Origin of the sequence: Fulvivirga marina, from assembly GCF_016775155.1 — a bacterium.
Classification (GTDB): Bacteria; Bacteroidota; Bacteroidia; order Cytophagales; family Cyclobacteriaceae; genus Fulvivirga; species Fulvivirga marina.
Window position 1 is genome coordinate 106,379 of record NZ_JAEUGD010000001.1, and the last position, 14,202, is coordinate 120,580.

The following is a 14,202-nucleotide window of genomic DNA, read 5'->3' on the forward strand; positions in this document are numbered from 1 at the left end:
TATTATCTCTATGCACTCAATAACCCTTCAGATTCGAAACAATATTATAGAAAAATAATTCTTGATTACAGAGGTGCAGAATGGTCAGATTACTATGGTGTGAGTACGACTTTTATTGAGTGGATAGGCTTTCCTTTTATTAAGTACCTTAACTTTTCATACGAGGCTTGTATGGTGCTTTTTTCATTTTTTGGGTTTCTTGGGTTTGTTTTTTTCTACATGTTTATGAGTTGGCGAATTAAAACAGAGCCTAAAATGTATGGGATTGGCCTTTTGAATCTGGTCTTTTTACTTCCAAATCTACATTTTTGGTCGGGCTCTTTTGGTAAAGGATCCATTATTTTTATGGCTATCGGCTTGTATTTTTTTGGGCTTAATCGTCCTGCTAACAGATGGATTCAGATATTAATAGGGGGGCTAATTATATACCATGTTAGACCCCATGTGATGTTTGTTATACTTATTTCAACTTTTTTAGGGTTTATTTTTAGTGCTAAAGATGTCAGGTGGACAACTAGAGTTGCTGTTCTAGTTGTTTCAGGGGTTGCTTTCTTTTATATATATAACGATGTTTTACTCTTGGTTGGCATTGAGCAGGGAGATGAGTTGATCGAAGGACTTGATTTAACAAGTAGAATAGATGACCTTTCTAAGGCAACTTCCGGCGTGGATATTTCTAATTATTCATTTCCAATGTTAATGTTTACTTTCCTGTATCGTCCGTTGTTTTTTGATGCTCCAGGATTACTGGGAATTATTGTTTCTTTTGAAAACATACTTTTACTGTTAATAACAATCCAGTTCCTTTTTTCTGGGGGATTGAAATACTTGTTTAAAGGAGATTACATGGTTAAATCTGCTTTTTTCTCTTTCATTACAGTGTCAATAGCATTAGCTCAAATTTCTGCTAATTTGGGGTTAGCAATACGTCAAAAAAGTCAGGTAATGCTACTTTTTTTATTTGTGATAGTGGAATTTTTTGATTCAAGAAACCAGGCACGTATCCGATCCATAAGATTTAAGAACCAACGATTGAAAAATCAATTAATTAATCGATGAAGCGATCAATTTTTACCATCTCTCTTGATTTTGAACTACACTGGGGTGGCTTTGAAAAGTGGCCATTGAATGACAGTTATCGAACCTATTTCTTAAATACAAGGAACAGCATACCTACATTGCTTTCATTGTTTCTCCAAAGTGGTTTGCATGTGACCTGGGCAACGGTAGGCTTATTGATGCATAGAAATAGGAGTGAATTGTTGGCTAATTTACCCGCTGAGAAACCTGATTATGAAAGAGTTGAACTTTCTGCATATCATTTCATGAAAACCAATACCATTGGTGAAAACGAAAAAGAAGATCCTTTTCATTATGCTGCTTCGATCTTAGATCAAATAATGAAGGTGCCTGGTCAGGAAGTGGGCACCCATACATTTGCCCACTACTACTGTAATGAGAAAGGGCAAAATGCTACTCAATTTCAGCACGATCTGCGTTCAGCTAATAAAGCAGCAGCGGGTTATGGAGTTACTCTAAGGTCTCTTGTTTTTCCGCGAAATCAATATAATTCTGATTATCTAAAAGCCTGTAAAAAAGAAGGGGTTGAGATTGTAAGAGTAAACCCATTGGATTGGTGGTGGCAGATTCATAGCACCCAGAGAGAATCTAAATGGAAGAGACTAAATCGGGGGATTGATGCATATTTTTCTATAGGAGGGAAAACATCTTTCACACTTGATTCTATTAAAAAGGAGAATGGAATTATTTTATTGCCTGCCAGTCGGCTTTTGAGGCCATACAATTCTAAGGAATTGTTTCTTAATAAGCTGAAGATAAAAAAAATTAAAAATGAGATGACCAGGGCGGCTAAAAATAATGAAGTTTATCATTTGTGGTGGCACCCTCATAATTTTGGTAATTTTACTCAGGAAAACTTACATGGTTTGGTGGAAATAGCCAATCATTATCAGAAACTACATCATGATTTTGGGATGCAAAGTATGAATATGGGGGAAATAGCAGATTGCTTAAATTAATGGAGCCAAAAGTTAAATTATTGCGTATTACTACGGTGCCTGTATCTCTAAATGTTTTATTAAGAGGTCAATTGGCTTATGTTCGTAGCAAAGGCTTTGATGTGATAACTGCCAGTGCAGGTGGGGAGGAGATTGATGAGCTTGTGAAGAGGGAAGGAGTAGCTCATCATATAATTCCATTGACGAGGAAAATTACGCCATATCAAGACTTTGTTTCATTATGGAAGCTGGTGGCTTTTATAAAAAAGGAGAAAATACAAATAGTACATTCTCATACTCCAAAAGCAGGTCTGATTGCAATGTTAGCGGCACGAATTGCGGGTGTTCGATACCGTTTACATACTGTTGCAGGTATGCCACTTATGGAGGCATCGGGAATTAAGCGAATTTTGTTGAAGTTTACAGAAAAGGTCACTTATTGGTGCTCGACAAGAGTTTACCCTAATTCATATCGGCTAATGGACTTTATTAAAACAGAAATATCAAATTCGCAGAATAAATTTCATGTCATAGCTAATGGAAGCTCTAATGGTATTGATACAGTATACTTTAGGAGTACCAAAAGCATAGTTCAGCAAAGTGAGTTAATTAAGGAACAACTGGGATTGAGTAAAAATGATTTTGTTCTCACTTTTATAGGGCGAATTGTGAGTGATAAAGGTATTAATGAATTGGTTGAGGCATTTATAACTCTTCAGAAGGAATGTAGCCGTTCTATCAAACTTTTATTAGTAGGACCTTATGAAAATGACCTCAATCCTATTTATCGAACAACAAAGGAAAGTATCAATGATCATCCAGATATCATTTCTGTAGGGTTTCAGGAAGATGTACGGCCTTATTTCGCTTTGACAGATTTATTTGTTTTCCCTAGCTATAGGGAGGGGTTCCCTAATGTGGTTCTCCAGTCTTGTGCCATGGGTGTGCCTTGCATTGTATCAGATATTAATGGGTGTAATGAAATTATTCGTCATAAAGAAACTGGTTTATTAGTACCTGCAAAGGATGTAAATTGCTTAAAAAAGGCCATGGAAGAAATGATTGATAATGAGGAGTTGCGAAATAAATTTGCTGAAAAGGGCAGGAAGAATGTAGTCTTACACTATGATCAGAAGTACGTTTGGGATCAAATTATTACTGAATATAGAAGCATGATCAAGGATGTATAGGCCCATTAAGGATATTATTGATAGAATAGTTGCTTTGTTGGCGATTTTAATATTATCACCAGTATTTATACTATGCAGCATTTTATTATGGGCCTTTAACCGCAATGGAGTGAAGGGAGTTTTTTTTATACAACCCCGTCCAGGTAAGAATGGTAAGATTTTCAAACTAATCAAGTATAAAACAATGACTGATGAGTGCGACCAGTATGGCAATCTACTTCCTGACGAAGATCGTCTTACCTGGATAGGTAAATTTGTCCGCAAAACCTCCTTAGATGAAATTCCTCAGCTAATAAATATTATTAAAGGAGATATGTCCTTCATTGGGCCTAGACCTCTATTGGTGGAGTATCTACCACTCTATAATGAACGACAGGTTAAACGTCATGAGGTTAAGCCTGGGATCTCTGGATGGGCGCAAGTAAATGGGCGTAATGCAATATCATGGGAGAAAAAGTTTGAGTATGATATATGGTATGTTCAGAACCAATCTTTTTACCTGGATTTGAAGATATTATTTTTAACTCTGGTAAAAGTGTTTAAAGCTGAAGGTATTAGTGGTCAAAATATGGCTACTATGGATAAATTCAAAGGAGAAGGATTAAGTGAAGGTAGAGATAGGAAAGCTGGAAGTGAAAGGAAGAATTGTTAGTGTATATAATAACTGCTGTAAGGAGTGACGCTGCTTCCTTTTTTTAATTCAAAAGTTATATATTTACTTGCTTGCACTTGAAAACACATTAGAGATAATCAGGAAATGTATTTGTTTGGAGCAAGTGGACATTCAAAAGTTGTTATAGATATTCTTATGAAGAGAAACATAAGGGTAAATGATTTTTATGATGAAGATTCGATGGACTTGAAGGTATATCTGTAATAGGAGGAGATGCTGAAGATCATAAACCAAGTCATATTCCTTGTATTATCTCAATTTGGAATAATAAAATACGAAAAGAAGTGGTTCAACGATTTACAACTACTCGATATGGGAACGCTACTCATCCCAATGCTGTTATTGTAACCCGAGAACTGATTGGATGTGGTGTAATTACTGTAGGAGAAGGAACACTTGTTGGGGCAGGGCTACTGTAATGCTTAGCTTGAGTATTGGCATGGAAGTAATTATCGGAGCAGGAGCTGTAGTTATTGCTGATGTACCTGATTAAGCAGTGGGAAATCCAAAGAAAATTACAAATATAAATAAATCGGATTGAAAGATATAGCTATATATGGGGCAGGAGGGTTAGGTAGGGAGGTCAAAACTATTATAGATGCCATTAACCTTAAAAAAAAGACTTATAATTTTATTGGTTATTTTGATGATGATAGAGGAAAGAATGGAGTGATAGGTGATTTGAACGACCTTAATAAGTGGTCAAGCCCATTGCACTTGATTATAGGAATAGGTGCGCCTGCCATTAAATTCAAATTAGTTTCCCAAATCACTAGCCCTTATGTTTCTTTTCCAATTCTTATTCATCCTACGGTTATTATAGGCAATCTATCCAAGGTGACGATAGGTCAAGGGACAGTGTTGGCAGCGGGTAGCATTTTGACTACGGATATTCATATTGGCAACCATGTACTTATTAACTTAAATACAACTATTGGTCATGACGTTTCAATAGGAAGGTTTACTTCAGTTATGCCTGGTGTTAACATTGCCGGTAATATTAAAATTGGAGAACTTGTTCTAGTGGGGGCGGGAGCTAGCTTGATCAATGCTATTGTTATTGGCAAAAGCGCTATTGTGGGAGCTGGAGCTGTTGTGCTCAGGGAAGTAAAGGAAGAGACTACCGTGGTAGGCGTTCCGGCAAATCAAAAATGGTGAGTATGTCATTCAGTATTAAGGAATTCAAACCAACAATTCTTTTTTTAGTTAAGTTTCTTGTATTATACTTTATACTTAATGTCCTTTATGGGCTTTTTATTAATCATTATTACCCGCAACCTGATCCTGTTACCCGTAAAGTTGCAGAACAATCGGTTTGGGCTTTGAAGGTTCTCGGGGCTAATACATCTGTACGGGACAACTCCGGCAGACCTTCAATAGATGTTTTACAAGAGGAAGATATTATTCTTAGTGTTTATGAAGGTTGCAATGGCTTGAATGTAATTATAATCTTTTCTGCATTTCTTCTCTCTTTTGGGAGTCCCTCTAAAAAACTAATTTGGTTTATCCCTATAGGAGTTTTGATTATACATATTACCAATTTATTGAGAGTTGTAATGCTTTTTGGTGTCTCCATATATTTTCCTCGTTTTATGTATTTTTCTCACAAGTACTTGTTTACTGCCACTATATATGTTGTCGTTTTTGTAATGTGGTATTTATGGCTCAATAAGACGTATGGTATTAAATCAATCAGCAACAATGCTCCCCAATAGAGCCAATATTAAGCGAACTCTTGTTATTATACTCAGCGTAATAATGCTGATATGTATCTATATTTTTCAGCATAATATTACATTTTTTTTTAATCAACTAGGTGTTTCAGGATACCTCCTATTTGTTGTTGGCCGTACCTTCAGGTTTGTTGCTAATGACTTGTTGATGATACTTCTGATTTACGGCATATTCTTAAAAAGGAAATATGTTATATTCGCATTTTATGTGCAATTGGGGGGGATATTACTAATTCTGATCCCTTATCTGGTTCTAAAATATTATACTACATATAATGGTCCATTAGTGTCATTTTTACATAGATTAATCATTAATCCATTGCTATTAATACTGCTGTTGCCAGCTTTTTATTATCAGGAAAAATATAAAACTAAGAACAGATAAATGCAGGAAAAAATATACTTATCCTCTCCGCATATGGGGGGGCAGGAAATCAAGTACATACAGGAAGCATTCGATACTAATTGGATTTCGCCAGTAGGGCCAAATATAGATGGTTTTGAAAGGGATCTTTCCGAGTATACTGATGGGTTGAATGTTGCTGCCTTAAGTTCAGGGACCGCGGCTATACATTTAGCACTTATCATTTTGGGGGTTCAACAGACTGATGAGGTGATTTGTAGTTCTTTTACATTTGCAGGTTCATGTAATCCTATTGTTTATCTTGGGGCGACTCCTGTTTTTGTTGACTCTGAAGAGGAAACTTGGAATATGGACCCGGAGCTTCTTAGGAAGGCAATTGAAGATAGAATTTCTAAAGGAAAAACGCCAAAAGCCATTGTTGTGGTCCATCTATATGGTATGCCAGCCAAAATGGATGAACTAATGTCTATTGCTGAACAATATGGAATACCTGTAATAGAGGATGCTGCTGAAGGAGTAGGTTCAACTTACCATGGGAAAAAACTTGGTACATTTGGAGATATTGGTATATTTTCATTCAATGGAAATAAGATAATTACAACTTCGGGAGGGGGAGCTTTTTTATCACGAAATGTAGATTTCGTACAAAAAGCACGCTTTCTTTCCACTCAGGCTCGTGATAATGCGCCTCATTATGAGCACTCACAAATTGGATATAACTATAGAATGAGCAATGTATGTGCGGGAATAGGAAGGGGACAGATGGAAGTGTTGGATCAGCATATATTGTTACGTAGAAAGAATTTTGATTTTTATAGAGATTTACTTGGGGTATTTTCAGGTGTATCATTTCTTTTAGAACGGGCCAATACTTTTTCTAACCGGTGGTTAACCACGGCTTTGATAAATCCTGAAGAAACAGGGGGGATCTCAAGAGAAGATCTTCGTTTGGCTCTGGAAGAAGAGAACATAGAAAGTAGGCCTCTATGGAAACCTATGCATCTTCAACCAGTATTTACCGGAGCACCTTTTTATGGGACCGGTGTATCAGAAAGTTTGTTTATAAATGGCATTTGCTTGCCGTCCGGAAGTAACATGAATGAAAGTCAGCTTCAACGTGTTAAATCAGTTTTACTCAGACTTTTCTCGTAGAAATGTATCGTATTCAGAGGTCCATACTTACATCTTTTTTGCAATTTGTGTTTAAATTGCAAATAATCGTTTTGTGTATAAAAATGTAATAAAGAAATTTTGATAACTCATTTTTTGTTAAAACTGCGAATACTTCCCAGGTGGATAATTATTCTATTGGATGTAATCATTGTGGGGTTTGCTACTTACCTTGCATACCTTCTTAGGTTTAATTTTGAAATCGTAGAGTTAAATCAGTTCAATTATTTTCTTGGTATTGGTATCAACATGTTTTCTTGTTTTATAGCTTTATTGGTTACAAGAAGTTATGCAGGAATTGTTAGATACACTGGGTTACAAGATGGACTAAGGGTGTTTTATTCATTGGTCATTGCACATGTAATTACCTGTGTAGCGAATCTTCTATATCATTATAATTATAGCAAAAATTTAATACCTTACTCAGTTATTTTGATAGCTTTTTTGGCATCATTCCTCTTCCTTTTTCAGTACCGTCTCCTCATTAAAAACCTATTCTCTTATTACCGTGCTACAACAAATGAAAAATCAAGGATACTTATTTTTGGCGCTGGTCAATTAGGGATTGTTACCCATCAATTGATTGAGGGTAGTAATGATTCTAATTATCGCGTTGTAGCTTTTCTAGAAGATAACCCGCATATGGTGGGTAAGAAACTCAACGGAACTCCGATTTATAATGGAGCAGAATTGAGTGACTTACTAAAGACTTTGGAAATTGCAGAATTAGTGATTGCGGTTACAAATATTTCGGTTGATAGAAAAAATGATATAGTGGATATTTGTCTTGATAATGAGGTGAAGATAAGAACGGTTCCCAAAGTGGATCAATGGGTAAAGGGAGAACTTAGTCTCAATCAGATTAAAGAAATAAATATAGAAGACTTATTAGGAAGAGAGGCCATTGAGTTGGATAATGAGGTAGTAAGGAATCAACTCTTAGGAAAGAGAGTTTGTATAACAGGTGCGGCAGGGTCAATAGGTAGTGAGTTAGTAAGACAGGTTGCCAAGTATAAGCCAGCAGCGCTAATTTTAATTGATCAGGCTGAGTCTGCCCTATATGATATAGAACGTGAATTTGAAGGCATTAGAGAAGTTGAGTTCTATGTTGCAGATGTTACTAACTATAATCGTATTGATGCAATATTTGCAGATCATAAGCCTGAAATAATGTTTCATGCTGCTGCTTATAAACATGTTCCAATGATGGAGAGGAATCCAATAGAAGCAGTTTTGTGTAACATAATTGGAACAAAAAACCTTGCAGACCTTGCGATCAAGTATCAGGTTGAGAAGTTTGTTATGATTTCTACTGATAAGGCTGTGAATCCCACAAATGTAATGGGATGTTCCAAACGAATTGCAGAGATTTATGTTCGTTCACTTAATAATTATTTGTCTTTAAAGGAAGAGGGTGGGACTTCCTTTGTAACAACACGTTTTGGTAATGTTTTGGGATCCAATGGGTCCGTTATACCCTTTTTTCAGAAGCAGATTAATTCTGGCGGTCCTGTGACAGTAACACATCCTGAAATTACACGATATTTTATGACTATTACAGAAGCCTGTCAGTTAGTCCTAGAAGCTGGTGCTATGGGTAAGGGGGGCGAGATATTCATATTTGATATGGGTAAATCAATGAAAATTGTAGATCTTGCCAAAAAGATGATTCAACTATCAGGATTACAGCTAAATAGAGATATTGAGATTGTTTTTACAGGCCTTAGGCAGGGAGAGAAACTCTACGAGGAGTTATTGGCCAATAAAGAGAATACCGTTCCAACACATAATAATAAGATAATGATAGCTAAGGTACAAGAATATGATTATAATCGTATAAATGATTGTGTTGAAGAACTAAGAGCGGCTATTAGTAACAATATGGACGATTATCAAATTGTTAGTATTATGAAGACTATTGTTCCCGAATTCAGAAGCAATAGCTCTCGTTACCAAATTCTTGATAAGGATTCATCCACTTCTTCATCTAATTGAATATAATTTTTTTGATTTAGTATTAGAATTTCAGTGAGCATGTGAGGTTTTTGGCATGACATAAGTTATATTCCTTGAGACGTTATTTACCTTTCCTGAAGTTTTTATAACCGTTCCGGTATATCATACTACAAGCATTTGAAAACTTTGGTCTTTGTTTATCAGGATATTAGGCCCCAAATCTTATCGACGTCTCCTTTGAATATTTTTAAATGGTCTTTGGTTTCTTCTCTTCTTTTTAAAACTCAATACATTTGGAGGTAAGTAATATTCTAGCTTCAAATTAAATAGAAAATACCCGTCATTATTTGAAGAATTTCCGCGAATATGATTAAGTTCCAGGCCTAACGGAGGTAAGCTTAACTCATGTCTTCTGTCTGCCATAGCTTGTACTAATGGGTCCTCAACAGAATTATGAAGCTGATAGGTAGTGCTGACATCATCTAAATAATCAGTAAATGTTAAGCGATATCCTCCTTCCAGTGAGATATTGATAAATGGGTTAGCCTTATATTTTATGCCTGCACCAAAGGGGATAACTATACCAATGCGACTATAATCAACGCCTTCTGTTTGGAGTGGCTGAAGTGCTATATATTCTCCGGCTTTTTGAAGTTCAGTTCCATTCCAATCTGTCGAAGGAACCTGTGCTTTTGGGTTGAAATACAATAGCCCAATTCCAACAAAACCATATGGGTTGAATTGTGGCCTTTGATAAAATTTAGTACCATTAGGCAGTGCATTAATAATCCCTACAATATTAAGTTCGAAGTTATCAGATCTAAAGGACAAATTTCTTACAACTCGTCCTTCTTCATTGGCATCGCTGTCGTCACCTCGTAATTGGAACCACGTGATTTCTGTTCTGGCAGATATTCGAGGTGTGAGGAAATGTTGTAGACCTATATTTAAACTGGGCTTGGCATCCATATACTCACCAGGATCTTTGAGGTCTCCAAAGTAAGTTGAAGTTCCGGTGCCCATAGAAACAATAGCATCTCTTCCTCCACTAAACCTATAAAAACTCTGCGAATTAACAACTCCAACTACCCCTAACAAACTTATGCTGAGTACAGCTACAAATATCTTCATGGTCTAATTATACTCATTAAGCTACAATTTAATAAATAATGTTGGTAATTATAAAATATTGTAACATCAAATTAACGCTATAGTTCTAGCTTACCCTTTAAAATCAAAATAGCCCCGCATTTTGCAGAGCTATTTAAGTGCACTCGGAAGGATTCGAACCCTCAACCCCCAGAGCCGAAATCTGGTATTCTATCCAGTTGAACTACGAGTGCATCAGCTATATTGCTATAGCTTATTATTTATGATAATACTTCTTTTACTTTTGCCGCAGCATCTTTTAATAAGATGGCAGAAGCCACTTTTAAGCCTGATTCCTCAATAATTTTTGCCCCTTCTTCCGCGTTGGTACCTTGCAGACGAACAATGATCGGGATATCAATGTTTCCAATCTTCTTATATGCTTCTACTACACCGTTCGCAACACGGTCGCATCTAACGATACCCCCAAAGATATTAATCAAAATGGCTTTTACATTAGGATCTTTCAATATAATTCTGAATCCCGCTTCAACAGTTTCCGCATTAGCACCGCCACCAACATCAAGGAAATTGGCAGGCTCACCACCAGAGAGCTTAATGATATCCATTGTGGCCATAGCTAGACCGGCACCATTAACCATACATCCCACGTTACCATCAAGTTTAACATAACTTAAACCTGATCTTCCGGCTTCAACTTCCGCAGGATCTTCTTCGGTAATATCTCTAAGTTCAACAAGGTCTTTATGTCTGAACATAGCGTTGTCGTCAAGGTTAACCTTGGCATCAACAGCCAATATTTTGTTGTCAGAAGTTTTTAAAACAGGATTAATTTCAAACATTGACGAATCGGTAGCCTCATATGCTTTATAAAGAGCATTAATGAACTTTACCATTTCTTTGAAAGCGGTACCTTCAAGACCTAGGGCAAAAGCAATTTTTCGTGCTTGGAAGCCTTGCAAACCTACAGAAGGGTCAATCCATTCCTTTACAATCTTTTCAGGTGAATTTTCAGCAACTTCTTCGATATCCATACCACCTTCCGTAGAGGCCATGATAACGTTGCAACTCTTCGCTCTATCAAGCAATATACTCAGGTAGTATTCCTTTGGCTCTGAATCTCCAGGGTAATACACATCCTCTGCAATAAGGACTTTGTTTACTTTTTTACCCTCTTCTCCGGTCTGATGTGTTACCAATGTACCACCCAGAATGCCTTTGGCTTTTTCAGTCACCTGATCCAACGATTTAGCCAAAACAACTCCGTTTGAACCAGTCTCCTTCACCTTTCCTTTTCCACGTCCACCGGCATGAATTTGAGCTTTGATTACATACCAACTGGTACCAGTTTCATTATGAAGCTCTTTCGCTGCATCCAATGCTTTATCAGCATTGTCGGCAACAATACCTCGTTGAACCTGTACCCCGTATTTTTTTAATATGTCTTTTGCTTGATATTCGTGAATGTTCATGCTTACAAATTTTTGCACGAAAGTAGTTCTTTTGGTTTTATATTTCAAACATTGTTGATTTAAAATCATGTTGAAGAGGCATTCTATATTCAATTTTCATAAGTTTGAATCGTACTTAATATGGGCAGCAACAGGATTATGTTAAAAGCAAGCAGAATTACTAAATCATACGGAGAGCTTCGTGTTCTTAAGGGAATCGATCTCCTTGTTGAAAGAAAGGAGATAATCTCTATAGTTGGAGCATCTGGGGCAGGTAAAAGTACATTACTACACATTTTGGGTACACTTGATCAAGCAGATGGAGGTTCATTAAGAATTGATCAATCTGATATTGGCAGGATGACCAATAAAGAAAAGTCAGCCTTTAGAAATAAACACATAGGCTTTATTTTTCAGTTTCATAATCTTTTACCAGAGTTCACGGCTAAAGAAAATATCTGCATACCCGGCTATATTGGTAAAAAAGATGTCAACGAAGTAAGTAGACGAGCTGATGAGTTACTTGAAGTACTTGGTATTTCTGCCAGGAAAGACCATAAACCCTCTGAGCTTTCAGGGGGAGAGCAACAACGAGCGGCAGTGGCGAGAGCCTTAATCAATAATCCATCCATTATTTTTGCTGATGAACCAAGTGGTAACCTGGATTCTAAGAATGCTAAGGAATTACACAATCTTTTTTTTAAACTACGCGACGAACTCGGTCAGACCTTTGTTATTGTTACTCACAATGAAGAACTGGCTGATATGGCTGACAGAAAATTAGAGATCAAGGATGGAGTGATGTTTTCTTAAGGTGTTGTTTCAAAGTGGTTTAAAAACTATTTACCCACGATTACAAGCCAATAGACATTATATGTATGCTTGTGGAGCAACTATGAGGCCATAGCCGATAATCTATATGTTCATCAGATGGCAGGAATAAACCAAGGCATGGCGGTAAAACTCTTTAAGGTTCCTGAAACTTTTGAAGTATTAACAGGAGTAGCTTTGGGGTATCTTGGAGACCTAAATCAACTAAGTGAAAGGAACAGGAAACCTGAAGTTGCCGAAAGACAGAAAGGTGCTTATATTTGTAATATTTAAAGAGTCCTGGGGCGATAGCTTTGTTTAGTGATTTAAGATTTCTGCTTCAACTTCTTCTATTTCAACATGACCAGAAGCGTTAATTGAAGTAAGTCTTACTTTTTTGAGTTCATTGATAAGTACTGGGTCATACTTGGCAGCTACCCTGATGTAATTGTTGGTAAACCCATGCATCATACCGTTTTCAATGTCTTCTTCAAACAAGACTGTATCTATGCGTCCCAGGTTTTCGTCGTAAAACTTCCTCTTTTTCTTTTCAGATAGGGTTCTTAACATTTTGGACCGCTGATGTCTTATTTTCATAGGTACAGCATTGCCCATTTCTGGTGCCTCCGTATTGGCACGCTCAGAGTAAGTAAATACGTGTAGATATGAAATGTCAAGTTCGTTAAGGAACTGGTATGTCTCAAGGAAGTCTTCATCCGTTTCGCCAGGAAACCCTACTATAACATCCACTCCAATACAACAATGTGGCATGACCGATTTTATTTTTTCTACCCGACTTACATATAAGGCACTGAGATACCGCCTTTTCATCATTTTTAGTATTTTGTCGGAGCCTGATTGTAATGGGATATGGAAGTGGGGAACAAATTTATTTGACTCTGCTACGAAATCAATGATATCATCATGAAGGAGGTTTGGCTCAATAGAAGATATCCTAAAACGATCAATCCCTTCCACTTGATCCAGTGCTTTGATTAAATCTATAAACTTATCTTCCCTTTTACCATCTCTAATGCCAAAATCACCTGTATTTACACCTGTTAAAACAATTTCCTTTACACCTGAGTTTGCAATTTCCTTGGCAGCTTGAATGATATTGGGAACATTGTCACTTCTGCTATTTCCTCTGGCTAATGGAATAGTGCAGAAGGTGCAACTATAATCACAGCCATCCTGAACTTTTAGAAAGGTACGTGTGCGATCATTGATGGAGTAAGCATTGTTGAAAATATTGGCTTCTTCAATTTCAGACGCCAATACCTTTGTTTCTTTTATTCTTACGAAGCCATCCAAGAGTTCAATAAGTCTAAACTTTTCAGCAGCGCCCAATACAGCATCAACTCCAGGTATTTCAGATATTTCCTTGGGCTTTAGCTGGGCATAACAACCAATGATAGTGATATATGCATCAGGAGATATTTTTCTTGCCTCCCGGACCACTTTCCTACATTTTTTATCAGCATTTTCAGTGACGGAACATGTATTGATAATGAAAATGTCAGGGCTGTCAGTAAACTCAGCCTTTTTATACCCTTTTTCTTCGAACATCCTGGAGATAGTTGAAGTCTCAGAGAAGTTCAGTTTACAGCCTAATGTATAAAATGCAACTTTTTTCATCGGGCTGCAAAGTTAAGAATAAAATTACGTAAAGTCCTCAGATGAAATTATTAAAAGCTATGCGTATATTTAGAGGTTAAAATTATTAT

General features: G+C 36.7%; 15 protein-coding genes and 1 tRNA gene. 12 read left to right on the forward strand and 4 right to left on the reverse strand.

Annotation, left to right across the window (positions count from 1 at the left end; all coding sequences use genetic code 11):
- The first annotated feature begins 225 nt into the window (after positions 1 to 225).
- From JMN32_RS00510 to JMN32_RS00550, 10 genes are all read left to right on the forward strand, one after another.
- The gene (locus JMN32_RS00510) at positions 226 to 1,059 is read left to right on the forward strand and encodes a hypothetical protein (protein ID WP_202854311.1); all 834 of its coding nucleotides are present in this window, start codon (positions 226 to 228) and stop codon (positions 1,057 to 1,059) included.
- Positions 1,056 to 2,039, forward strand: a complete 984-nt coding sequence (locus tag JMN32_RS00515; RefSeq protein ID WP_202854312.1) for a polysaccharide deacetylase family protein — start codon at positions 1,056 to 1,058, stop codon at positions 2,037 to 2,039. Before JMN32_RS00510 ends, JMN32_RS00515 begins: the two co-directional genes overlap by 4 nt.
- A complete protein-coding gene (locus JMN32_RS00520; RefSeq protein WP_202854313.1) occupies positions 2,039 to 3,208 on the forward strand; it encodes a glycosyltransferase family 4 protein in 1,170 nt (389 codons plus the stop codon). Before JMN32_RS00515 ends, JMN32_RS00520 begins: the two co-directional genes overlap by 1 nt.
- Positions 3,201 to 3,860: a sugar transferase gene (locus JMN32_RS00525; RefSeq protein ID WP_202854314.1), complete on the forward strand. Its 660-nt coding sequence runs from the start codon at positions 3,201 to 3,203 to the stop codon at positions 3,858 to 3,860. Before JMN32_RS00520 ends, JMN32_RS00525 begins: the two co-directional genes overlap by 8 nt.
- Before the next feature lie 105 nt (positions 3,861 to 3,965).
- Complete coding sequence (locus JMN32_RS00530) at positions 3,966 to 4,085, forward strand: PglD-related sugar-binding protein (protein WP_202854315.1); 120 nt, start codon at positions 3,966 to 3,968, stop codon at positions 4,083 to 4,085.
- 80 nt (positions 4,086 to 4,165) lie between these two features.
- Positions 4,166 to 4,300, forward strand: a complete 135-nt coding sequence (locus JMN32_RS27450; RefSeq protein WP_262896685.1) for a hypothetical protein — start codon at positions 4,166 to 4,168, stop codon at positions 4,298 to 4,300.
- 118 nt (positions 4,301 to 4,418) lie between these two features.
- On the forward strand, positions 4,419 to 5,039 hold the full coding sequence (locus tag JMN32_RS00535; protein ID WP_202854316.1) for an acetyltransferase: 621 nt from the start codon (positions 4,419 to 4,421) through the stop codon (positions 5,037 to 5,039).
- A 2-nt stretch (positions 5,040 to 5,041) separates the two neighbouring features.
- Positions 5,042 to 5,596, forward strand: a complete 555-nt coding sequence (xrtF, locus tag JMN32_RS00540; protein ID WP_202854317.1) for an exosortase family protein XrtF — start codon at positions 5,042 to 5,044, stop codon at positions 5,594 to 5,596.
- Positions 5,597 to 5,999: 403 nt separating this feature from the next.
- Positions 6,000 to 7,130: a DegT/DnrJ/EryC1/StrS family aminotransferase gene (locus JMN32_RS00545; protein ID WP_202854318.1), complete on the forward strand. Its 1,131-nt coding sequence runs from the start codon at positions 6,000 to 6,002 to the stop codon at positions 7,128 to 7,130.
- A 156-nt stretch (positions 7,131 to 7,286) separates the two neighbouring features.
- Positions 7,287 to 9,143 carry a polysaccharide biosynthesis protein gene (locus JMN32_RS00550; protein WP_238354290.1) on the forward strand — a complete coding sequence of 619 codons (1,857 nt, stop codon included), beginning with the start codon at positions 7,287 to 7,289 and terminating at the stop codon, positions 9,141 to 9,143.
- A gap of 183 nt (positions 9,144 to 9,326) precedes the next feature.
- On the opposite strand, the gene JMN32_RS00555 is transcribed toward JMN32_RS00550, so the two are convergent.
- The 3 genes from JMN32_RS00555 to sucC form a co-directional block, all read right to left on the reverse strand.
- On the reverse strand, positions 9,327 to 10,235 hold the full coding sequence (locus JMN32_RS00555; RefSeq protein ID WP_202854320.1) for an outer membrane beta-barrel protein: 909 nt from the start codon (positions 10,233 to 10,235) through the stop codon (positions 9,327 to 9,329).
- Positions 10,236 to 10,373: 138 nt separating this feature from the next.
- Positions 10,374 to 10,447, reverse strand: a tRNA-Arg gene (locus JMN32_RS00560).
- A 27-nt stretch (positions 10,448 to 10,474) separates the two neighbouring features.
- Positions 10,475 to 11,686 carry an ADP-forming succinate--CoA ligase subunit beta gene (gene sucC / locus JMN32_RS00565; protein WP_202854321.1) on the reverse strand — a complete coding sequence of 404 codons (1,212 nt, stop codon included), beginning with the start codon at positions 11,684 to 11,686 and terminating at the stop codon, positions 10,475 to 10,477.
- A gap of 138 nt (positions 11,687 to 11,824) precedes the next feature.
- On the opposite strand from sucC, the gene JMN32_RS00570 reads away from it, so the two are divergent.
- Together JMN32_RS00570 and JMN32_RS00575 are read left to right on the forward strand one after the other, a co-directional pair.
- Positions 11,825 to 12,478, forward strand: a complete 654-nt coding sequence (locus tag JMN32_RS00570) for an ABC transporter ATP-binding protein (RefSeq protein WP_202854370.1) — start codon at positions 11,825 to 11,827, stop codon at positions 12,476 to 12,478.
- 117 nt (positions 12,479 to 12,595) lie between these two features.
- Positions 12,596 to 12,769 (forward strand): nitroreductase family protein, encoded by a 174-nt coding sequence (locus tag JMN32_RS00575; RefSeq protein WP_202854322.1) that lies wholly within the window; start codon positions 12,596 to 12,598, stop codon positions 12,767 to 12,769.
- A gap of 24 nt (positions 12,770 to 12,793) precedes the next feature.
- Here JMN32_RS00575 and mtaB read toward each other — a convergent pair whose 3' ends face one another.
- Entirely contained in the window at positions 12,794 to 14,113 is a 1,320-nt protein-coding gene (gene mtaB / locus JMN32_RS00580) for a tRNA (N(6)-L-threonylcarbamoyladenosine(37)-C(2))-methylthiotransferase MtaB (RefSeq protein WP_202854323.1), read from the reverse strand.
- Between the last annotated feature and the right edge of the window lie 89 nt (positions 14,114 to 14,202).

Coding starts and splice junctions, on each gene's coding strand:
- JMN32_RS00510 (WP_202854311.1), top strand. CDS start 226: ATGAGTTGGCGAATTAAAACAGAGCCTAAAATGTATGGGATTGGCCTT.
- JMN32_RS00515 (WP_202854312.1), top strand. CDS start 1,056: ATGAAGCGATCAATTTTTACCATCTCTCTTGATTTTGAACTACACTGG.
- JMN32_RS00520 (WP_202854313.1), top strand. CDS start 2,039: ATGGAGCCAAAAGTTAAATTATTGCGTATTACTACGGTGCCTGTATCT.
- JMN32_RS00525 (WP_202854314.1), top strand. CDS start 3,201: ATGTATAGGCCCATTAAGGATATTATTGATAGAATAGTTGCTTTGTTG.
- JMN32_RS00530 (WP_202854315.1), top strand. CDS start 3,966: ATGTATTTGTTTGGAGCAAGTGGACATTCAAAAGTTGTTATAGATATT.
- xrtF (WP_202854317.1), top strand. CDS start 5,042: ATGTCATTCAGTATTAAGGAATTCAAACCAACAATTCTTTTTTTAGTT.
- JMN32_RS00545 (WP_202854318.1), top strand. CDS start 6,000: ATGCAGGAAAAAATATACTTATCCTCTCCGCATATGGGGGGGCAGGAA.
- JMN32_RS00555 (WP_202854320.1), bottom strand. CDS start 10,235: ATGAAGATATTTGTAGCTGTACTCAGCATAAGTTTGTTAGGGGTAGTT.
- sucC (WP_202854321.1), bottom strand. CDS start 11,686: ATGAACATTCACGAATATCAAGCAAAAGACATATTAAAAAAATACGGG.
- JMN32_RS00570 (WP_202854370.1), top strand. CDS start 11,825: ATGTTAAAAGCAAGCAGAATTACTAAATCATACGGAGAGCTTCGTGTT.
- JMN32_RS00575 (WP_202854322.1), top strand. CDS start 12,596: ATGGCAGGAATAAACCAAGGCATGGCGGTAAAACTCTTTAAGGTTCCT.
- mtaB (WP_202854323.1), bottom strand. CDS start 14,113: ATGAAAAAAGTTGCATTTTATACATTAGGCTGTAAACTGAACTTCTCT.